Annotated in this window: 18 protein-coding genes; 10 read left to right on the top strand and 8 right to left on the bottom strand. The window is 65.9% G+C overall.

Translation table 11 applies throughout. The annotated features are described in order from the left end of the window. Window positions 1–116: 116 nt before the first annotated feature. The 3 genes from F7O44_RS26350 (at window position 117) to F7O44_RS26340 (ending at window position 2,696) form a co-directional block, all read left to right on the top strand. Window positions 117–716, top strand: a complete 600-nt coding sequence (locus F7O44_RS26350; RefSeq protein WP_162453317.1) for a type IV toxin-antitoxin system AbiEi family antitoxin domain-containing protein — start codon at window positions 117–119, stop codon at window positions 714–716. Continuing rightward, complete coding sequence (locus F7O44_RS26345; protein ID WP_162453316.1) at window positions 713–1,603, top strand: nucleotidyl transferase AbiEii/AbiGii toxin family protein; 891 nt, start codon at window positions 713–715, stop codon at window positions 1,601–1,603. The genes F7O44_RS26350 and F7O44_RS26345 overlap by 4 nt, the downstream gene beginning before the upstream one ends. 196 nt (window positions 1,604–1,799) lie before the next feature. After that, window positions 1,800–2,696 (top strand): LysR family transcriptional regulator, encoded by an 897-nt coding sequence (locus tag F7O44_RS26340; RefSeq protein WP_162453315.1) that lies wholly within the window; start codon window positions 1,800–1,802, stop codon window positions 2,694–2,696. Window positions 2,697–2,752: 56 nt separating this feature from the next. On the opposite strand, the gene F7O44_RS26335 is transcribed toward F7O44_RS26340, so the two are convergent. Beyond that, window positions 2,753–3,496 carry an SDR family oxidoreductase gene (locus tag F7O44_RS26335; protein ID WP_162453314.1) on the bottom strand — a complete coding sequence of 248 codons (744 nt, stop codon included), beginning with the start codon at window positions 3,494–3,496 and terminating at the stop codon, window positions 2,753–2,755. Between the two features lie 101 nt (window positions 3,497–3,597). Continuing rightward, window positions 3,598–4,386, bottom strand: coding sequence for an SDR family oxidoreductase (locus F7O44_RS26330; RefSeq protein ID WP_162453313.1), 789 nt, complete (start codon window positions 4,384–4,386; stop codon window positions 3,598–3,600). 408 nt (window positions 4,387–4,794) lie between these two features. Between F7O44_RS26330 and F7O44_RS26325 the strand changes: the two genes are divergently transcribed. The 5 genes from F7O44_RS26325 to F7O44_RS26305 all read left to right on the top strand — a co-directional run bounded on the left by F7O44_RS26325 (window position 4,795) and on the right by F7O44_RS26305 (window position 10,899). Continuing rightward, entirely contained in the window at window positions 4,795–5,835 is a 1,041-nt protein-coding gene (locus F7O44_RS26325) for a LacI family DNA-binding transcriptional regulator (protein ID WP_162453312.1), read from the top strand. Between the two features lie 210 nt (window positions 5,836–6,045). Then, entirely contained in the window at window positions 6,046–7,479 is a 1,434-nt protein-coding gene (locus F7O44_RS26320) for an ABC transporter substrate-binding protein (RefSeq protein ID WP_162453311.1), read from the top strand. A gap of 21 nt (window positions 7,480–7,500) precedes the next feature. After that, on the top strand, window positions 7,501–8,448 hold the full coding sequence (locus F7O44_RS26315; protein WP_162453310.1) for a carbohydrate ABC transporter permease: 948 nt from the start codon (window positions 7,501–7,503) through the stop codon (window positions 8,446–8,448). Between the two features lie 9 nt (window positions 8,449–8,457). Next, complete coding sequence (locus F7O44_RS26310) at window positions 8,458–9,402, top strand: carbohydrate ABC transporter permease (protein ID WP_162453309.1); 945 nt, start codon at window positions 8,458–8,460, stop codon at window positions 9,400–9,402. Window positions 9,403–9,480: 78 nt separating this feature from the next. Further along, window positions 9,481–10,899 carry a glycoside hydrolase family 32 protein gene (locus F7O44_RS26305; protein WP_162453308.1) on the top strand — a complete coding sequence of 473 codons (1,419 nt, stop codon included), beginning with the start codon at window positions 9,481–9,483 and terminating at the stop codon, window positions 10,897–10,899. 306 nt (window positions 10,900–11,205) lie between these two features. Here the strand turns inward: F7O44_RS26305 and F7O44_RS26300 are convergent, their stop codons facing one another. Then, window positions 11,206–11,601: a RidA family protein gene (locus F7O44_RS26300; protein ID WP_162453403.1), complete on the bottom strand. Its 396-nt coding sequence runs from the start codon at window positions 11,599–11,601 to the stop codon at window positions 11,206–11,208. Window positions 11,602–11,738: 137 nt separating this feature from the next. On the opposite strand from F7O44_RS26300, the gene F7O44_RS26295 reads away from it, so the two are divergent. Then, window positions 11,739–12,713, top strand: coding sequence for a helix-turn-helix transcriptional regulator (locus F7O44_RS26295; protein WP_162453307.1), 975 nt, complete (start codon window positions 11,739–11,741; stop codon window positions 12,711–12,713). Between the two features lie 84 nt (window positions 12,714–12,797). Here the strand turns inward: F7O44_RS26295 and F7O44_RS26290 are convergent, their stop codons facing one another. Continuing rightward, window positions 12,798–13,808 carry a saccharopine dehydrogenase family protein gene (locus F7O44_RS26290; RefSeq protein ID WP_162453306.1) on the bottom strand — a complete coding sequence of 337 codons (1,011 nt, stop codon included), beginning with the start codon at window positions 13,806–13,808 and terminating at the stop codon, window positions 12,798–12,800. 71 nt (window positions 13,809–13,879) lie between these two features. Between F7O44_RS26290 and F7O44_RS26285 the strand changes: the two genes are divergently transcribed. Then, complete coding sequence (locus F7O44_RS26285; RefSeq protein ID WP_162453305.1) at window positions 13,880–14,821, top strand: GlxA family transcriptional regulator; 942 nt, start codon at window positions 13,880–13,882, stop codon at window positions 14,819–14,821. A gap of 157 nt (window positions 14,822–14,978) precedes the next feature. Here F7O44_RS26285 and F7O44_RS26280 read toward each other — a convergent pair whose 3' ends face one another. The 4 genes from F7O44_RS26280 to F7O44_RS26265 all read right to left on the bottom strand — a co-directional run bounded on the left by F7O44_RS26280 (window position 14,979) and on the right by F7O44_RS26265 (window position 19,796). After that, window positions 14,979–16,031 carry a peptidylprolyl isomerase gene (locus tag F7O44_RS26280; RefSeq protein WP_162453304.1) on the bottom strand — a complete coding sequence of 351 codons (1,053 nt, stop codon included), beginning with the start codon at window positions 16,029–16,031 and terminating at the stop codon, window positions 14,979–14,981. A gap of 86 nt (window positions 16,032–16,117) precedes the next feature. Continuing rightward, entirely contained in the window at window positions 16,118–16,570 is a 453-nt protein-coding gene (locus tag F7O44_RS26275) for a MaoC/PaaZ C-terminal domain-containing protein (protein ID WP_162453303.1), read from the bottom strand. 5 nt (window positions 16,571–16,575) lie between these two features. Continuing rightward, window positions 16,576–18,978 carry an FAD-linked oxidase C-terminal domain-containing protein gene (locus F7O44_RS26270; protein ID WP_162453302.1) on the bottom strand — a complete coding sequence of 801 codons (2,403 nt, stop codon included), beginning with the start codon at window positions 18,976–18,978 and terminating at the stop codon, window positions 16,576–16,578. After that, window positions 18,975–19,796 (bottom strand): SDR family NAD(P)-dependent oxidoreductase, encoded by an 822-nt coding sequence (locus F7O44_RS26265; RefSeq protein WP_222851717.1) that lies wholly within the window; start codon window positions 19,794–19,796, stop codon window positions 18,975–18,977. Before F7O44_RS26265 ends, F7O44_RS26270 begins: the two co-directional genes overlap by 4 nt. Window positions 19,797–19,852 lie beyond the last annotated feature (56 nt).

The following is a 19,852-nucleotide window of genomic DNA, read 5'->3' as shown; positions in this document are numbered from 1 at the left end:
CATGTCTCCTTCTGGCGTCGCATGGAGGACGTGTAGGCGGCCGCAGACATGCCGTTCCTCCCGATCACAACGCGATGAGTTGTTGTGTCCGACGTTGATGCGATAATATCCCTGTTATGTCGGACATCGATCACGACAGGCTGTATCAGCAAGCGGAGGCGCAGGCCGGGTACTTCACGGCGGGCCAGGCGGCGGAGGCAGGGATGGACCCGAGTACGCTGCGATATCACGCTCGGCCGGGTGGCCGGTATGAGCGGGCCCGCAGAGGGCTGTATCGGCTGCGGCATTTCCCGTCGAGTCCGGTCGAGCACATTATGGCGGCGTGGTTACCCCTGCGGTCCGCTGAAGCGGTCGTGTCGCACGCGAGCGCGCTGGAGCTGCATGAGCTGTCCGATATGGTCCCGGATGTTGTTCATGTGTCGGTGCCGCGGGCTAAACGTGGCCAGAGGCCGCGGCCTGGGGTGCGGATTCACACTCTGGTTGAGCCTCTTGACTCCCGGGAGGTTCGCATGGTGGCTGGGGTGGCGGTGACCAGTCCGGAGCGCAGCATCATCGATTGTCTCGAGGACGGTGCCCAGCCCGAGCAGATCGAGCTGGCCATTCGGCAATCCCTCGCTCGAGGACTGACCACCAGGCGACGACTGCACACGATGGCGGTCCGCCGGTCGAGGCGTGTGCGTGAGTTCGTGGACGACACGATGGAGGTGCAGGTGTGAGGTATGGCACCGCGCCGGCGTTCCGCCGCGCTCTCGAGGATCGCCTGAAAGCGCGGGCAGGCGGGGACGGCGCACGTATCGCGAGGGACCGCAAGCGCGTTGTGTTCGACCGGTTCCTGGCGCGTCTCGTGGACGTAGCGCCGGGGGAGTGGGTGCTCAAGGGCGGGTTCGCGCTCGACTTGCGACTAGAGGACCGTGCACGGTCGACCAAGGACATCGATCTGGCATGGCAGACCGGCGCGGATGAGCTGCTCGACACTCTGATCGACGTGGCTACCCATGATCTCGGTGACTTCTTCACCTTCGCCGTGGAACGCACACAGGAGCCTCCCGAGCGGTTCGGTGGGGCTTACCGCTTCCGAGCCGCGGCGAATCTGGCCGGCCGCACGTTCGAGACGTTCGTGCTCGATGTCGGCGACGCGCGTGAGGCTGTCGGAGTTGAGGTCTTGACGACTCCTGACTTGCTCGGCTTCGCGGGCATCGAACCTGTCGCGGTGCCGACGATTCCGATCGCCGTGCAGGTGGCAGAGAAGCTGCATGCGTACACCCGTGTTTATGAAGGTGGGCGGGTCAGTAGTCGGGCCAAAGATCTCGTCGATCTCGCTCTCATTGCGCAGCTGTTCGCCCTCGACGCTGGGCAGTCGGTGCGAGCCATCGAAGATGTGTTCGCCACGCGTGCCACGCACCAACCACCACGGACCGTGCCGGCGCCGCCTGCGCAATGGCGGGCACCGTTCGGCCAGCTGGCACAGGCCGTCGGCTTGGATCACAATATCGAGGCTGGCCATAGCGTGGTAGCGGCGATGCTCGATCCGGTCCTCAACGAACAGATCCGGATCGGAACGTGGAGCCCCGACGCACAGCAGTGGGTCATCGCCGCTTCCTGATCCCTGTTCGCGCCAAGTCCGTGTTGTTGAACCCGGCTGTCCGGCGAGGTCGCCGTCCTGACGCCTGAAGGTGTCCCGCCAGGATCGCCCGCGGCCGGTGACGGATATGGAGTAAGCGCGCCGCTTCCTGTGTTGTAGCGCTCGAATCTACAGCGATGACAACGGGTAGACCACGGTCCACCGCAGGGAGAAGCCGATGAGCCTTCGTCAGTACGAGTACGCCCTGGCCGTTGCCGAGGAGGGCTCGGTGACCGCGGCGGCTGAACTGCTGCACGTCGCTCAACCGTCGATATCCCAGCAGATCCGCGGCCTGGAGCGGGAACTCGGCGTGAGCCTGTTCGCCCGCACGCCGACCGGACTGGTTCCCACCGTGGTCGGCCGCGCGTTCCTGCGGGAGGCGGAGGTCGCGGTGAACGCGTCACGGCGGGCGCGCGCGACGGCCCAGGCCGGAGCCGATGAGCTGGTGGGCGAGCTGGTGGCCTCGGTGCAGATGGGCTTCGGCACGCGGCAGCTTCCGAGCGCGCTTGGCGAGCTGCGTCGCCGCTTCCCGCGGCTGGAGGTCACCGTCTTCGAGGAACCGAGCTCCGCTGATCTGGAAAGGCTGGCACGCCGGGGCGTGCTGGACCTCGCACTGATGGCAGAGTGCAAGCAGACCCCCGACGACGCCCACCACCTGGGCGACGAGGAGTTCGTCGTGGTGCTGGGCACCGGGCACCGGAAGCTCGCCGCGGACCGGGTCGAGCTGCACGACCTGGAGGGTGAGCCCTGGGTAAGGTTCGACCGCGACAGCGCGCTCGATGGCGTGCTGCGCGACGTGCTACGGACCAGCGAGGTGACCCCAACCACGGCCGCCCGCGTCTCCCAGACGGCGACGGCCGCGCGCTGGGCCGCCGACGGGCTAGGGGTGACGCTGATCCCGGCCTCCGCAGTGCCCCACGGTTACGAGCACCTCGCGCGCCCGGTGTTCCCGGCCGTGTCGCAGCCCGTCGTCGCCGTGGTCCGGCATGACCCGGGCCCCGCGGAGACGGCCCTGCTCGAACTGCTGCGCCAGGAGGCTTGGTCGCAGTCCGTTCCCCTCGCATCGGTGGGATGAAACCTCCTGGTCGGTCATAGGAGGGCCTGAGTCCATGCAGAACGGCTAGGACGAGCTCAGAGCTGGGTACGGCCTCCGTCGACGGCGAACTCTGCGCCGGTGGTGTATGTGGCATCGAAGGCGAGGAATGCGGCCGCACTGGCGAACTCGTCGAGGGTGCCGAAGCGCTGCATAGGAATGTTCGCGACCACCTGAGCTTTGAACTCCTCGGCGGCCCCTTCGGTCATCGTGTTCTCCAGAATTCCCGTGTCGATGGGACCGGGGCTGACCGCGTTGACCCGGATTCCGCGCGGAAGCAACTCGCGGGAGAGGCTGCGGGCCATCGAGCGCAGCGCTGCTTTGCCTGCCGCATAGATGCTGATGTCCGGCATGCCGATGACGTTCGCGATTGACGTGGTGAGGACAACGCCGGCGCCTGTGCTCAGCAGCGGGGCGAGCTTCTGCACAGTGAAGTAGGCGCCTTTGACGTTGATGGCGAACAGCTCGTCGTACGTCTTCTCTGTCGTCGACTCGAAGGGGGTGAGGGGTGCGATACCGGCATTGACGAAGAGGGCGTCGACCGTGCCGAACTCGCCTTTCACCCGGTCGGCCAGAGCGTCCAGATCGGACAGTACAGCCACATCACCTCGGACGGTCACCGCGTTCGTGCCGAGCCGCTCTCGCGCGGCGTCGAGCGGGGCCTGAGAACGACCGGTGATCACCACGCGGGCTCCGCCGTCCACCAGCAACTTCGCCAGCGCGAATCCCATGCCGCGGCCGCCGCCCGTGATCACGACATTCTTGTCGCTGTACTTACCCATGTGAAAATCCATTCGCTCTTTCTCTCAAACTCGGTGATGCGCCTCGGCGTGCGTCAATGAATGCACTTTGTCGAGACCGGCGTTCCGGAATCCCGCCGGCGTTAGTCCACGGGGAATTCGCCGCCGTCCACGATGAGATTCCTCCCGGTCAGCCAGCTGGCCCGGTCGGACACGAGGAACAGCACCGCGTGGGCGATGTCGTCGGGCTGACCATCGCGCCCCAGCGGCGGGGTGTCGTCGGCGTTGGTCTCCGCCAGCGGCGCCCCCATGCGTGCGGATACCTCCGCCCACTGCTCCCGCGTTGCTTCGCCGCCGGGAGTGGCGACTCTGCCGGGAGTCACGGTGTTGACCCGGATTCCGACCGGGGCCAGCTCCATGGCCATTCCCCGGCTGTAGTTTTCCAGCGCCGCTTTCGCGGTGGTGTAGTGCAGGAACGGTCCTGCCGGGGTAAGGACCGCGGCCGAGGAGACGTGCACGATCGCCCCCGAACTCCGTTCCCGCATCCCCGGTACCAGCAGCGAGTCCAACCGCACGGAGGCGAGGAAGTTCAGGTCCAGCGCGGCCTGCCACTCCTCGTCGGGGATGGCCGAGGCGCGTTCTTGCGGTCGCGCCCCACCGGCGTTGTGGATCAGGACGTCCACCCCGCCGAGAATGTCCTGCGTGGCCGTGGCGAGAGTCTGCGCTCCAGCCCGTGTCCCCACATCGGCCTGCACGAAGGTGGCCCCCTCCGGCACTGTGCCCGCCGCCGCCCTGGCGGTCGTGAGCACCTCGGCGCCCGTGGCCAGGAGTTGGCTTACGATGGCCGCTCCTATTCCGCGAGATCCACCCGTGACTACGGCCCGCTTTCCCGCGAATTCTCGCGTTTCCGGTCCGTTTTCGATTGTGGGCATGCCACATGTCCTCTCGATTGCGTATTCGTCCGCTCGACGGAAGAAGTATCGAGGTGCGCAGAGCGCGAATCTTTCGCAAGAATTCGCGGTGGGCATCTCGTGCGAGCTGTTTCAAGGTTCGTACGGAAAAGATTGAGATGCAAAGACGAAATGTCAACAGGCGCCATAGGCAATTCCTATGGCGTTCCGGCACCTTCCGTCCTCGCCCCCTTACAGAAGTCCCGCCGAGGAGGCAGCCGATGACCGGACCAGGCAATCGCGGACGTGGCCGATCGAGGCCAATTGATGTAATCGATGTGGCGTGGACATGGCCGAAGCAGTGGCGGAAACCCTCGCACCCTTATTGCCGTCTCGGATCCCGCCTGTTGGCCACCACGTAGACTTGAGCGCGAGAAGGGGGTCTCGCACATGCCTAAGCCGACGCGGGTCCGGCTGGCCGACGTGGCACGCCGAGCCGGTGTCTCGCGCACCACCGCATCGGTTGTTCTCAACGGCAAGCCCGACCGTATCCCGGAGGAGACACAGCGCCGCGTGGAGCAGGCGGCCGCCGAACTCGAATACCGGGCGAACAGCCTGGCCCGCGGGCTTCGCCTGCAGAGGTCGCTGACGATCGGCCTGATCTCTGACGACATCGCGTCGGAGCCGTTCGCTGGCGCCATGATCAGGGGAGCACACGAAGCAGCCTGGAAGGCCGGCTTCATGCTGGTGGTGCTGGAGACGATGGCGGATGAGGAGCGGGCGCGACGCGCGATCGGGGACCTCCGCCAGCGACAGGTCGACGGCTTTTTATACGCCACCACGTACCATCAAGTCAAGGAGCCACCCGCGGAGCTCGCCGATTCCCCCACCGTCATGCTCGACGCCCGCGATCCTCGGGGGAGCCTCAGCAGCGTGGTGCCCGACGAGATCACGGGCGCCTACGACGCAGTCTCGCAGCTCATCGAGGCAGGTCACCGGCGGATCGGATACCTGCAGAACGTCGCCGACATCCCGGCCACGCTCCTCCGCCTCGAGGGCTATCGCAGGGCGCTGGCCGACGCCGGGATCCCGTTCGATCCCAGCCTGGTCGAGATCACGGTTCCCGAAGATCGCATCACGGCCACGGCGAGCGCGCGACATCTGCTCGACCGGACCGACCGGCCCACCGGGTTGTTCTGCTTCAGTGACCGGCCAGCCACGGCCGCGTACGACGCGGCGGAAACGCTCGGTCTCCGTGTTCCCGACGACGTGTCGATCGTCGGCTTCGACAACCTTGAGCTGCTGACGGAGTGGATCAGCCCTGGCCTCACCACGATGCAGCTCCCGCACGAGGCCATGGGCCATTGGGCTCTCGAGCAGCTTCTTCGCCACATCGAGGATCCGGATCTGGAACCGGTGCAGCATCTCATGCCATGTCCGCTCGTCGTCCGCCAATCTGTCGCGCCGCCATCGGACTACTCCCGAGGCTGATCCTTCCGGCCGTTGACAAGCAGGCTTGCCACCTTGCTCCCTGCTGTGGCCGCGTAACGCACGGCTAACACGGTCTTGACGCGCCCGACATCGCGGGCTAGGGTCCGGTTCACTGCAGAATCGATTCTGCACTGTAAGTGAGTCGATTCTGTGCATGGTCTCGGCATCAGCCCGTTGCCGGTCGGCACCGGCAAGACAGGAGACAACGCCATGACTCATCCAGCCACCCGTAGGCCACGTCCGTTCGCGCGTCGCCGTGCGTTCCAACTCAGCGTCGGGGTTCTCACTATCGGCCTAATCGCGGCCGCCTGTGGCGGCGACGACAACGGCGGCGCGACCGCCGGGGACGGGCAGAGCGGGACGCTTCGGATCGCGATGTTCACGGCCAATGACGCGATCGATGATCCGCGCGTCCAGAGCTTCAACGAGGAGTACCCGGACATCAAGATCGAGTTCGTGCCGATTAACGGCACCGACTGGGAAGACTACTTCAGCAAGATCCTGACTGAGGTCGCCGCAGGGAACCCGCCGGACCTGATCAACGTCGCCACCGAAGGCACGCAACTGTTTGCCGGGCAAGGGCTGGCACAGCCGCTCGACGAGTTCGTCCAGCGCGACGCCGAGGAGCTCGAGGAGTACTTCGCCGACGTCCACCCGGCCCTGGTTGAGGCGATGATGTACGAGGGCTCGCTGTACCAGCTGCCGGACGACTTCAACGCGGCGAACATGTACCTCAATGCCAGCCTCGTTGAAGAGGCCGGCTTGCAGATGCCCGCGCCTGATTGGGACGTCGACGAATTCGAGCACTATGCCCGCGAGATCAAGGGCGCCACCGGGAAATACGGCTACGGCTGGACCAACCGCTTGTGGGGTTCCTGGATGCCGTGGATATTCGTCAACGACGGCAACCTCTTCACCGAAGAACGCGCGCCTGGTGGTGAGTGGCTCTGGGACCGGTTCTACGCCGACGACCCGGCCGCGGAGAACCGGGGAGGCGGTTGGCGGTGGGAGCAGCCTACGGCGAACTCGCCCGAGGTGGTCGAGGCTCTCGAGTTCATGATGCGGCTGCGCGACGACGATCTCACCCCCGCGGTCGAGATCGGCGGCGGCGGCCTGCTCGAAGGGCTGTTCGCGTCCGACGAGCTCGGCATGACACCCGCTGGTGGCTTCTGGGCCGGCGGTCTCGCCGAGGCCGGCCTGGAGCCTGACGACTTCGACGTCCAGCTCTTTCCCGCGTGGCAGAGCCAGCGGCACCAGTTCGGCACGGCCGGTTTCGCGATAGCGGCCGACACCGCGAACCCGGAGGCCGCGTGGGCGTGGATGAAGCACACTGCTAAGCGCGAGGTCATGGAGCTGCGCCCGGAGTTCGAGGGCAACGTCACCACTCCGGTCCGCAGGTCGATGGTGACCGACGAGCGCTACGCCAGCACCGGCCCGTCCAACTCGGCGATCTTCTACGCCACGCTCGACGACCACCCCGACACCGCGCCCATCCCCGCGCCACCGGTTGCTAACCCGATGACGGAGGCATTCGTCCGCTGGACACAGCAGGCCATGAACGGGGAGAAGACCCCCCAGGAGGCCATGGACAGCTTGCAGCTGGAGCTCGAACAGATCGTCGCCGACTACGGCGACCAGTACTGACGTGACGGCGGGACCGAAACGATGACACCTGATCTCGCACCCGCGCCACGAAGCCCGCTCACGCGGGCGTTCGCGGCGGACAGCCTCCATGGAGTCCGGCGGCGGCGCGCCGCGCTGGGCTATCTCTTCCTGCTACCCAGCCTCGGCGGCATCGCCGTGTTCGTGGCGATCCCCATCGTGGCGTCCCTTGTGCTGAGCCTGTTCCGGTGGAACATGATCAGGCCGCCCGAATTCATCGGCCTGGACAACTACACGCGGCTCATTGGCGACGCGCGCCTACTGACGACCTTCGTCAATACCGCCGTATTCGTCGTACTCGCCGTGGCCCTGCAGTTGTCGCTTGCCCTCTTCCTCGCCTTGGGGCTGCAGCGACGGATGCCGAACTGGCTGCGGACACTCCTCCGGGCGTCCTACGTCTTCCCGCTGCTCACGTCGGCGGCGTCGATCTCGATCGTGCTCAGCTATATGTTCAGCGAGAGCTTCGGGATCGTGAACTATTACCTGGGTCTGCTCGGAATCGAACCGATCGCCTGGCTGAACTCATCGCGGTGGGCGCTCGTCGCCGTGGCGCTCGCCTTCGTCTGGCATCAGCTCGGGTTCACGTTCCTGATCCTGCTGGGCGGCGTCGCCAACCTCCCGCAGGACGTCCTGGACGCCGCCGACCTCGACGGTGCCCGCGGATGGACCCGGCTACGTCGCGTCATCGTCCCGCTGATGAGCCCGTCGCTGCTCGTCGCCAGCGTCATCGGGTTCATCAGCGCCATGCAGGTCTTCGACCAGCCTTTCGTCATGACCCAGGGCGGACCGGGCGATTCCAGCCGCACCGTCGTCATGGCGATCTACGACGCGGCCTTCCGCAACCTCGACCTGGGGTACGGCGCGGCCATATCCGTCGTCCTGTTCGCAGTGATCATGTTGCTGACAGCGGTCCAGTTCCGCCTCAGCAACCGCTGGGTCCACTACCAGTAGGAGGCCGACATGGCGCTCAACACGTCCCAGTCCCGGGCCGCTGACGCCTGGGCGGAACCGGGAGCTGCGTCCACCGGGGCGCCGTCGGGCCGGCGAACGCTGCGCCGCCGCCCCGGTCGGCCGGGAAAACCGGACAACCGGGTCACGCGCTACCTCGTCCTGGTGCTGCTCATCGGGGCGGCCGTGCTCATGCTGGCCCCGCTGGTATGGGCGTTCAGCACGTCACTGCGCACGCCCGCGCAGTCCTTCACGTTGCCGCCGATGTGGCTGCCGACCGACTTCGCCTGGGAGAACTACCGGCAGGTATTCGAGGTGTCCCGGTTTGCCAACTATGTGACCAACAACGTGGTCGTCTCCGTCGCGATCGTCCTCGGCCAGCTCGCGACCGCGAGCCTCGCCGGTTACGCCTTCGCGCGCCTGAGGTTCCCCGGGCGCGGCGTCCTCTTCGGCCTCGTCCTCGCCACCATCATGGTGCCGATCCAGGTCACGATCGTGCCGATCTTCATCCTCATCTCCGAGATCGGTTGGGCAGACAGCCTGGTGGCATTGATCGTGCCGGCCTGGCCCACCGCCTTCGGCACGTTTCTGCTCCGGCAGTACTTCAAGACGATCCCCCACGAGCTCGCCGAGGCGGCAGCGATCGATGGCGCCGGCGAGTGGCAGATCTTCTTCCGCGTCTACCTGCCGCTGGCCAAACCTGGACTGGCCGTCGTCGCGATCTTGGCGTTCAACTTCCACTGGAACGAGTTCTTCCGGCCACTGATCTTCCTGTCCTCGCCGGAGAAGTTCACACTCCCGCTTGGGCTGGTGAACCTGCAGGGCTACATGGGGACCGGCTCGATCTCGGTGGTGCTCGCCGGCATCGTCATCTCGCTGTTGCCCGTGCTCGCCCTGTTCATCATCGCCCAGCGATTCGTCGTCGAAGGGCTCATGCGAGGTGGCCTGAAGGGCTGACGAATACGCACACGACTATCCCCCGTTTCGGACCGAAGCGCACCACCGATCGACACATCTACCGAGGAGAACCGCTTCATGCTCGCTCCCCGACCGCGTGCCCATCTGACCGCGCCTTCCGGCTGGCTCAACGACCCAAACGGGCTGATTCACTGGCGCGGCGAGTATCACGTCTTCTATCAGTACAACCCGTTCTCGACGTCTTGGGACGTCCCACATTGGGGACACGCAGTCAGTACCGACCTTGTGACCTGGCGGCAGCTGCCTATCGCACTCCGGCCGACGCCAGGCGGTCCGGACGCCGACGGCTGTTTCTCCGGTTGCATGGTCGACGACGGTGGCGACGGTCCGCTGGCTGTCTACACCGGCGTTCGCAACAGTGATGGCGGAGAGGTCCAGTCCACGTGCCTCGCGCGGGCGACCGACGGTCTCCGACAGCTCGTGCCGCACCGGTCGAACCCGGTCGTCGCAGGGCCTCCGGATGCCGAAGCCACTGAGGGCTTCCGGGATCCTTTCGTCTGGCGGGAGGATGACGGCTGGCACCAGCTCGTAGGTTCCGGCAGCCGTGAGACCGGCGGGATCGTGTACCACTATCGGTCCGCCGACCTGGTCGACTGGGAGTACGCCGGGGTGTTCCACCGCGGACTCGCCAGCCTCGGCGATCCGATGGACACCGGGGTGATGTGGGAGTGCCCGCAGTTGGTCCGCAGCGCCGACGCCGATGTCCTCATCGTCTCCGTCCACGACCACCTCGACATCGGTCGACGGAAGGTGGTGGGCTTCTCGGGCCGGCGCGTCGGCGACGGGTTCAAGGAGTCCGGCATCGATCTGGTAGACCACGGATCCGCCTTCTACGCGCCCGCTGTAACCGTCGACGGGGTCGGCCGCACGCTGATGTGGGGGTGGATCCAGGAGACACAGTCGCCGGCCGGACAGGCGCAGCAGGGCTGGTCCGGGGCCCTCACGTTGCCGAGAGAGGTGTGGATCGACGAGACGGGGGGCCTGCGTAGCCGCCCGGTAGCGGAGGCGGCGGGTCTGCGCCACCGTGTCCTCTTGGATGAGCACGTTGAGTTGGGGTCGGGCAATCGGGCTGACGTGCTGGCAAACGCCGGGCACGCGTGGATCGAGCTGACCGTAGATCTTCGACACGCCGACAGCGTGGAGCTGCACGTCCTCAGTGATCCGTCCGGACGCGAATCGACGACGCTGAGCTATGACCGCGTGGCGGCCGAACTCGTACTCGACCGGAGCACGTCGACGCTGTCGCCCGAGGCCATAACGGTAGCTGAACGGGCACCGCTCACCGTCCACGACGGCGTGCTGCGCCTGGACGTCATCGTCGACGGATCGACGATCGAGATCTTCGCCCAGGATCGCGTTGCGCTGACCAGCAGGTGTTATCCCGCCTTGCCAGAGAGCACCGGGGTCGCCATCAGCGCGCCGAGCGGGTCCGTGGCCGCCGACATCAAGATCTGGGAGCTCCGGTCGGTCATCTGATCGCGCAATCCTGCCCACGGGGGCGACGTCGCCGACGGCAACTGGGAGTTGTACCACCTGGATGAGATTTCGCCGAGTCGACGGACTTGGCCGGACAGCATCCGCAGCTCGTCGAAGAACTCATCGCCAAGTGGTGGCAGGAAGCGGAGAAATACGGTGTGCTGCCGCTCGACGAGCGGTACCTCGCCCGGTATCGCGAGAATCGCGCGACCTCCGTGGGAGACCGCGAACAGTACGACTACTACTCGCCGATCATTCGGACGACCGGCTACCGAGAGGTGGATCCCCCTGAGCAATTGCCGGGAACTAGGCGAGGGCGGTTCCCTCCAGCTCGACCATCAGGACGGGGATTGCCAACCGGGTCACCCCGAGCATAGTGGTGGTTGGCGCTACCCCGGCGGCACCCAACCGGGACGCCAGTACGCCGTAGTGCTGGAAGAGTAGATCGACGTCGGTGGTGTAGACGTTGAGCCGGACGAGGTTGGTGAGGGCCATGTCGGCTTCGCTGAGGACTGCCTCGAGGTTGTTGAGGCTCAGCGCCAGCTGGGCTGCCATGTCGCCGGGATGTTGGGGTTTGCCGTCGCCGCTCATCGCGGTCTGTCCGGAGCAGTACAGGGTCCGGGTGTGCCCGGAGACGATCTCACCTTGGTTGTATCCCAGCTCCGACGACCATGTCCACGGATTGACCGCCGCTTTTTCCATTGCCACTTTTGCTCCGTTCGGTTTATCGACGGTACGTAGGTCCGTCGGCTCGGTAGCCGCCATCTTTTGATGACTTGTTGATCAGCTTCGCAGCCAATCACGACATCTTGTGTCGTGTATTCCGGTAGGGTTTCCGCATGCGCGCCGACCGGTTGGTCTCGCTGGTTCTGCTGCTGCGTCAGCGCGGCCGGCTGTCCGCGGCGATGCTGGCCCGCGAGCTCGAGGTATCCACGCGCACGGTGCTGCGCGACATCGAGGCGCTCTCCGCGGCCGGCGTCCCCGTCTACGCTGAACGCGGCCGGAACGGCGGGTTCGCTTTGCTGCCCGATTTCCGGACCGACCTCACCGGGCTCAACAACGACGAGGCCCTAGCCCTGCTGATCGCTGGGTCGCGGCGTGGCACGCAGGCATTCGGGCTCGGCTCAGCGCTCGCCTCGGCCATGCACAAGGTGGTGGACGCGTTGCCCGAGAGCCATCGAGGCACTGCTGCCGACGTGGCCGAACGATTGCTCGTCGACCCGGAGACCGACCTTCTCTCGCGCCGGCTGGTCGCGGAGGAGCTACCTGACACCATTGTGGCCGAAGTCCGCAGCGCGGTGTTCGCCGGACACAAGCTGCGCATCCACTACGCGGCCACGGACCAGGAACCGAAATGGCGCACGGTGGACCCGATCGGCCTGGTCACCGTACGCGACCGGGGCTACTTGCTGGCTAAGAGATCCGGAGCGGACCGCACCTACCGGCTGTCGCGGGTACTGGCTGCTGAGGAACTCAACGAACCAGCACAGCGACCAAGCGAGGTCGATCTGGACCGGATCTGGCAGGAACGCAGCGCGCGGTTCCGGGCCGGCGGTGACCAAGTCACCGTGCTGGTACGAGTGCATCCGGCCAGGCGAGAGGACCTGGTGGACACCGCGGTGGCCATCCTCGCCGAGGAGACCGACGCGGACGGCTGGCGGCGCCTCGAGGTCACCTTCCAAGATTCGAGACACGCTGAATGGGCGCTGTGGCAGCTCTCCACGAACGCCGAAGCGCTCGATCCGGAATGGTTGCGCGCCGCCGTGGGTGCCCGCGCCGCAGCGCTCGCCGCCCGCTACGGAGTGTCATCTTGAGCGCTGCCCTGATCGGCGATAAAGCCATCTGCTGCGCGTGCCTGGTGAGTTGTGGCAAGGGTGGGCCGCACGCGCCGGCGATGGCTAGTGGGGGCGGATCGTCAGGTGGCGCGGGCTGAGTGCGCCCAAGAAGTCGGCGGGGTCGAAGACCTCACCGGGCGCGGCCGCGCCCGATATCTGCGTCCGGCCGTCGCTGAGTCGCTGGACCGCTTCCACCACGAGGGGCGCGGTGACGGCGTAGATGTCGCGGCCTTCGGCTGAGATCCGGCGTTGTTGTTCCCCGCGGCGTAGGACGACGTCCACGACGAATTGCTGGGCCGATCTGCCGGAGTCGTCAACGGCACGCGGGGCCGGCGTTGCTGGATCCAGGATGTCTTCCAGCGCGTTCGTCGTCAGGTAGGTGTCGATCTGGGACGCGTTCAAGTGGCGGGTCATCGTGATGATCTCAGTGAAGGGGGTCCCGACAACGGTCTGCGGCCCGATGGCGCCCGGAAAGTCCCAGTGCAGGACCGGAGGTGGTGCTGGGGCGGGTATCAGCCGGCCGTGGTCGACGACGAGGCGGGCCGCGGTGTTGCGCCGGCCCGTGATCCTCGTGCCTTGGGTGGGCCACCATCGGTCCAGCCCGACCGCGACGCTGATCCGATCGACCGTGTCCCAGTCGCCCATGACGGCGGATGCAAGGAGGTCAGCCAGCCCACCGTAGAACGCCATGGCCGGGATCACGGCGACATCGGCTGGCCACCCGAGGTCCTCGTGAGCGCGGTAGACGCCTTGGACCGCTGCCTGCTCCGCGGCGACGTCTAGGTAATGGACCCCGGCGCCGACGGCGGCAGTCGCTACCGAAATAGCCGTGTCCAGGAACGGGCCCGCGCAGTTCACGACCACTGAGACGCCGCCGACGGCGTCCCGCAGCGACGCCTCGTCGTCGATAGTCGCTGGGCGTATCTCCGATCCGGGGAAGCGGCCGCTGAGTGCCTCGAGGGCAGCTTGGTTCCGCCCGGATAAAACCGGCAGAAACCCGCGTCGCAGCAACTCGGCGACCACGAACCGACCGGTATGTCCGTAGGCGCCGTACACCAGCACTTTTCTGTCCATGACCCTGATCCCATCACGCCGCGGGCTCAGGCGCGATAGTCCGATCTGACGCTATGCGTACAGTTTCAGACATGCCAGTGGTCGGAATCGCTCTTCACGAGGACTCGATGCTCTACGAGACCGCGATCGCCGCCGAAGTCTTCGGCGTGGATCGCCGCGACCTGTCACCCTCGGGGGTGTGGTACGAGCTGATCGCCTGCACTCCTGACGGCAGCCCAGCCCGATGGTTGCCCAACTTTCAGACCGAAGGCCTGGCGGCACTCGCCGAGGCCGACACCGTCATCGTTCCATCAACCAGCGTCCTCCACGGGCAGCCGAATCCTGCCTTGTTGGACGCGCTACGCCTCGCGTACGCGGGGGGAGCGCGAATCGCCGCGCTGTGCACGGGGTCGTTCGTGCTCGCCGCGGCAGGATTGCTGGATGGGCGTACCGCGACCACACACTGGATGCATGCCGAGGAGCTGGCCCGGCTCCATCCCGGGATCGATGTCCGAGCCGACGTGCTCTACGTCGACGACGGACAGGTGCTGACCTCCGCCGGCAAAACCGCGGCGCTCGACTTGTGCCTCCACCTGGTACACCTCGACCACGGCGCCGCCGCGGCCAACGGATTGGCGCGTCGCCTCGTGGTTCCCTCACACCGGCCTGGCGGGCAAGCGCAGTTCATCACTCCGCCGGCTGATCCGCGGGTCACCGATCAGCTCGGCCCGGCACTGGACTGGGCCCGTGCTCACCTCGACAAACCTCTCACTGTCCAGGAACTCGCCCGCCGGGCGGGCCTGAGTACCCGGCAGCTGGCCCGCCGGATGCTGGCCGAAACCGGGTTCGCTCCACTGACCTGGCTCCATCACCAGCGGATCACCAGGGCCCAAGACCTTCTCGAGCGCACCGGCGCCTCCGTCGAGCAGATCGCCGCTCAGTCTGGGATGGGCACCGCTGCCACCCTGCGACGACACTTCCAGCGCGCCGTCGGCGTCAGCCCAACCGCCTATCGCACGGCCTTCCGCATCTGAGACGCTCTCGATCCCGGGGTTCAAGCGATGGCTGCCTGGCTCGTGGGGCCATCGTGGCCGGCATCGCTGCTGGGCGAACGCCTCGGAGCTGCGGTGGAAGTCACACCGGGGTCGTCGCCTTGCTTGGATGGCTCACCACCAATGATCAACGACCGGGTCAGTCGTCGGAGTCTTCGGGATCCTCGAGGTCTTCGAGGTCGAGATCCTCGAGGTCGAGGTCATCGAGATCCTCGGGTAGCGGCTGCTCCGGTTGCGGGGGCTGGACGGGGTCGTCGGGCATGACCTGACCCATCTCGGCGTTCCACTCGCCGTACTCGGGGTCGACGTCGACGTCGGCCGCCTGCAGTTGCTCGGTGATGAAATCCTGGAACGCCATCTGGCCTTCTTGCATGCTGACCTGCTCGAGGTTGGCGCGGAGTTCGTCCTGCACTTCTTCGAATTCGGGCTTCTCGAGCCGCTGGATCACGTGGTATCCGAAGTCGCTCTGGACCGGGCCGACCACTTCGCCTTCGTCAGCGGCGAACAGCGCCTCCTCGAACTCCGTCACGGTCATGCCGGGCTGGATGAAACCGAGGTCGCCACCGGCCTCGGCGCTACCGTCGAGCGAAGTCTCTTGAGCAACCTCCGCGAAATCCTCACCTCCGTCGATCCGGTCGAAGACCTCGTTGGCCTCGTCCTCGTCCTCGACGAGGATGTGCCTGGCCGGCGTGCCTTCGGCGTACGCCTCCTCGACGGCCTCGTCGTCGACGCCGGCACCGAGCTCCACCATGATCGCGTCCTGCAATGCGGCGAACCGCAGCTGGCGGTCGACCTCGTCGCGATCGAGGCCCTGCTCCTCAAGCTCCTCGTACATGGCGTCTTCGCCACCGAACTGCATGGCGATCTCTTCGGTGGTCTGTGTGACGTCGTCGTCGGTGACCTCGACACCCAGCTCGGCCGCGCCGTCCGTCATGACGATCTCGAAGATCAGCTGGCTCAGCGCGTCGGCGTTGAGCTGCTGCTCGACCTGCTCCTCGTCCGCGCCTTCCATCTGTTGCTGGGTTGCGGGATTCTCGGCGATGATCTCGGACTGGGCCTCGACGTCTTCAGCCGAGATCTCGGTGCCGTTCACGGTGGCTGCCGTGGAATCGTCACCGTTTCCACAGGCGCTGAGCACGAGAAGACCGATTCCAGCCAGGGCGGCATAGGTGGCACGGGTGGGAACAGGCACAAGCAATCCAATCAACGCAGGCGACGACGACTACTGTAGGCGTCGCGCGGCCCAGATTGCGACGGACCGCCTGTCAATCTCGGCGACTACGACGACGAACCCCTGACCAGCGCCCGAGCCCGCGTCAGCACCTTGTTGTCGTCCACCAGCGCTTCGAGGGTGATCTCGCGCACGCCGTCGTCGCGCACAGCCGTGATCGTCGCCTTCACGTGGACTTTGATCCCGACGTCGTCATCCGGCACCACGACCGGTTTGGAGAAGCGGACGCCGTATTCGATGACGGCCCCCGGATCTCCGAGCCAGTCGGTCAGCAGCCTCCCGGCGAGCGCCATGGTCAGCATGCCGTGGCCGATGACGCCCGGCATACCCATAGACGCCGCGATCCGCTGGTTCCAGTGAATGGGGTTGAAGTCGCCCGAAGCACCGGCGTAGCGGATGAGGTCGTTGCGGGTCAGCGCATAGACGCGTTCGGCCACGACCTCGCCGACGGCCAGGTCCGGGGGTGTCTCGCGTGGTGAGCGGGGAGAAACCACGTTCATTCCGACTAGGAGCGGGGAATGATCTTGTCCGGATTGAAATTTCTCCGCGGGTCGGCGCTCTCGAAGAGACCACGCATCAACGAGACCCCCTCCTCGGAGATGTCGTCGGTGAGCCAAGGCGCATGCTCGACGCCGACCGCGTGGTGGTGTGACAATGTCCCGCCTGCGTCGATAAACGCTTGTTGGATCGCCGACTTCACGTGGTCGTACTGCTTGAGCGGTTCGTCGCCATGCACGAAAGCAAAGGTGAAGTACAAGCACGCCCCGGAGTGGTACGAGTGTGAGAGATGGCACATGATCCAACCGCGTACTCCGAGGTCGTCGTACGCGCTGTGGGCGGCGGCCATCGTGGTGTCGTAGAGATGCCGGAGCTTGGACCAAGGCGCGGCCGTCTCGGAGACATCGGCAGCGGCGCCGCGGTCGAGCAGGAAGTCGCGGATATAGGGCGTGTCGAATTTCTTCTGGTCGTACAGCGCCCCGGGCCCTTCGCCGATGTACATCCCGCCGTGTTTGCTGACGATGCGTTTGACGAGCTTCTTCTCGTACTTGACGTGGGATTCACTACCTTCGTAACCGATGAAGGACAGGCAGAGCTGATCGAGGTCCCAGCCGCGCATGGTCAAAACCTTGGTCAGGGCCTTTGTGCTGGCTGACTTGAGCCCTTTGCTCGCTGTGCGGGTGGCGAATGAGAACGCGGTCTCCGGAGCGTCGGACACCCGTGTCACCGACGGGCTGGCGTCGCTCTCGGATATCTCCCGCATGGCGGCGAGGCCGGCATCCCATGACGGGAAGAGGTAAGCCAGCACCTTACGTACCGGCGGGATCCGGTGGACGTTGACCGTCGCCTCGGTGATCACCCCGAGCCGGCCTTCGCTGCCGAGAATCATCTCCCTGATGCTCGGGCCGGTGGACGTGCTGGGGAGGGGGCGCAGGGCGACGGTACCGCCTGACCGTACGAGCCGTAGGCCACGGACGATGTCGGCGATGTCGCCGTACTTGTCGGACTGCATTCCAGAAGAGCGGGTGGCGATCCAGCCGCCTAGCGTGGAGTGGGCGAAGCTGTCGGGGAAATGGCCGATGGTCCAGCCGCGCGCCGCGAGTGCGCGTTCGAGGTCGGGACCCTGCGCGCCTGCTTGGATTCGGGCGAGTCCCGAGTTCTCGTCGATCTCCAGGACCTGGTTCATCCGGCCGAGGTCCAGCGAGATCACCACGCGTTGCTCCTCCGGAGGAGGCTCGAGGCTGCCGGAGATGTTGCTGCCGCCCCCGAAGGGGATGACCACCGCGTCGGCTTCGACGGCCGCCTCGACGACCAACCGCACTTGTTCCTCGTCGGCCGGATAGACGACGACGTCCGGACAGCGGTTCAGGTCGCTGGACCGGATCCGCAGCAGATCCCGGATGCCCTTGCCAAGGGTGTGCACGACTCGGCTCATCTTGTCCGTGTGAACGTGCTCGGCTCCGAGAATGTCGGTGAGTTGTTCTTGTAACTGCTCACCGATACGCGGCGCCGGCACCTCGAGTTCGTCGAACGACAACGGCGGAACGGGGGGAGTGGTGACGTCGAGCCCTACCGCTTTCTGGACGAAGGGCGCGAACTCCGGCTTGTTCCGGTACTCAAACGAAACCCCTTCATCACCCCAGCCCCACCACTTCATGTGTTTGACGGCAGTCATCTGATCTCCCCTCACCACGCGAGAATTGCTGTCCCCGCTCGAATCGCTCCTGGCATGGAGCCGGCGGATCTCTTCCGCCAGCCGCTGAGTGAATGCGCCGGCGGTCTCATCCGGTTCAGCGCGCACGGGCGAACCGATCGACACGACGATGGGCGGCCGTCCGCGCACCGGCCAGTTCTTCCCGCGGGGCATGGCCTCATGGGCTCCCACGATGGCCACCGGCAGGCAGGGCACGTCGCAGGTGATCGCCAGGGCGGCAGCGCCAGGCTTGAAGGAACCGATACGGCCCGAGGCGGACCGACCGCCTTCGGGGAAGATCAGCAGGGGTACCCCGCGCCGGAGAAGCTCCCTGGAGACGCCGGAGTGGGAGCGGTTGCCGGTGCGATCGACGGGGAAGGTGTTGAAGACCAACGACGTGAGCCATTTGCGCCAGCGCACTTCGAAGAAGTAATCAGCGGCAGCCCCGGCGGCCAGGTAACGGGACAAGCGCCGGGGAAGTGCGCCGATGACGAGCGGTGTGTCGAGGTGGCTAGCGTGATTGGCGACCACGATGAACGGCAGCGGCATCTTGTTCACGTCCGACTCGGACTGCACCCGAACCGACGTCAAGGACCACACCAGTGGCTTCAGCATCATTCGCTGGATGCAGAAACGTGGGATCGCCAGGGCACGTGAGTTGAACCGCCGGTAGCGCTTCGTGCGGGTTGTGCCGCTCGGGGCCATCTTCAGATTCAACGGACCTCCCCGTTTTCTGACTGTGGTGCCCTTCGCTTCGATGTGATTCTTCCCGACGCGGCGTGGATGGCGCTCCTGGGTAGGTGACGAATACCCCACATCAAGACCCGGAATCTCTTGCTGGGGATGGAAATCACCTTGCCGCGGGCGGCGTCCTTGAGGCACGTGGCGGCAACCCGTTCACTGTCGGTCCAAAGCCACGAGGGGATGGAGGTTGTGTTGATGCCGGCGCGCTGGTGAAACTCCGTTTTCACCCAGCCCGGGCAGAGCGCGGTCACCTGAACCCCGGTGCCGCGGAGTTCAACGGCGAGGCTCTCACTGTAGGTCGTCACCCACGCCTTGATCGCTGAGTAGCTTCCCATGGCCATGAATCCGGCGGTACTAGACACATTTATGATCGTGCCACGTTTGCGCGCCAGCATCGCTCTTGCGGCGGCGCCGCCCAGTACGAGGACTGCCCGGCACATGACGTCGAACGCTTCGTCGTGGACCGTGACGTCCTCAGAAGTCAAGCGGGCGTGAACGCCGAAACCGGCATTGTTGACCAGCAGGTCAACCGGTTCGTCCTGCGATGAAAGCCGTTCGGCGACGCGCTGGACGTCGGCGCGATCGGCCAGATCGGCCTGAATGGTGTCAACCTGCTGCCCGGTGGATGAACTCAACTGATGGGCGGTCTGATGCAGCCGATCAGTGTTCCGGCCCACCAGGATGACGTTGTGGCCTTGGCGGCTGAGAAGCTGGGCGAAGGCAAGGCCGATGCCTGAGGTGCCGCCGGTGATGAGCGCGGTCGATGTGTGCGCCGTTCCACGTAGCGACACGTGTGATCACTCCCGCCTTGTCGTTCTCGTGCTCGCCTAAAACGAATCTTCGTTCT

It is taken from the genome of Phytoactinopolyspora mesophila, from assembly GCF_010122465.1.
GTDB lineage: Bacteria > Actinomycetota > Actinomycetes > Jiangellales > Jiangellaceae > Phytoactinopolyspora > Phytoactinopolyspora mesophila.
The sequence above is the reverse complement of the archived record's forward strand: the minus strand, read 5'-3'. Positions and strand labels throughout refer to the sequence as shown.

Bases quoted from the DNA above. Each gene is read 5' to 3' on its own strand.
- F7O44_RS26350 (WP_162453317.1), top strand. From the start codon at position 117: ATGTCGGACATCGATCACGACAGGCTGTATCAGCAAGCGGAGGCGCAG.
- F7O44_RS26340 (WP_162453315.1), top strand. From the start codon at position 1,800: ATGAGCCTTCGTCAGTACGAGTACGCCCTGGCCGTTGCCGAGGAGGGC.
- F7O44_RS26335 (WP_162453314.1), bottom strand. From the start codon at position 3,496: ATGGGTAAGTACAGCGACAAGAATGTCGTGATCACGGGCGGCGGCCGC.
- F7O44_RS26330 (WP_162453313.1), bottom strand. From the start codon at position 4,386: ATGCCCACAATCGAAAACGGACCGGAAACGCGAGAATTCGCGGGAAAG.
- F7O44_RS26325 (WP_162453312.1), top strand. From the start codon at position 4,795: ATGCCTAAGCCGACGCGGGTCCGGCTGGCCGACGTGGCACGCCGAGCC.
- F7O44_RS26320 (WP_162453311.1), top strand. From the start codon at position 6,046: ATGACTCATCCAGCCACCCGTAGGCCACGTCCGTTCGCGCGTCGCCGT.
- F7O44_RS26315 (WP_162453310.1), top strand. From the start codon at position 7,501: ATGACACCTGATCTCGCACCCGCGCCACGAAGCCCGCTCACGCGGGCG.
- F7O44_RS26310 (WP_162453309.1), top strand. From the start codon at position 8,458: ATGGCGCTCAACACGTCCCAGTCCCGGGCCGCTGACGCCTGGGCGGAA.
- F7O44_RS26305 (WP_162453308.1), top strand. From the start codon at position 9,481: ATGCTCGCTCCCCGACCGCGTGCCCATCTGACCGCGCCTTCCGGCTGG.
- F7O44_RS26300 (WP_162453403.1), bottom strand. From the start codon at position 11,601: ATGGAAAAAGCGGCGGTCAATCCGTGGACATGGTCGTCGGAGCTGGGA.
- F7O44_RS26295 (WP_162453307.1), top strand. From the start codon at position 11,739: ATGCGCGCCGACCGGTTGGTCTCGCTGGTTCTGCTGCTGCGTCAGCGC.
- F7O44_RS26290 (WP_162453306.1), bottom strand. From the start codon at position 13,808: ATGGACAGAAAAGTGCTGGTGTACGGCGCCTACGGACATACCGGTCGG.
- F7O44_RS26285 (WP_162453305.1), top strand. From the start codon at position 13,880: ATGCCAGTGGTCGGAATCGCTCTTCACGAGGACTCGATGCTCTACGAG.
- F7O44_RS26275 (WP_162453303.1), bottom strand. From the start codon at position 16,570: ATGAACGTGGTTTCTCCCCGCTCACCACGCGAGACACCCCCGGACCTG.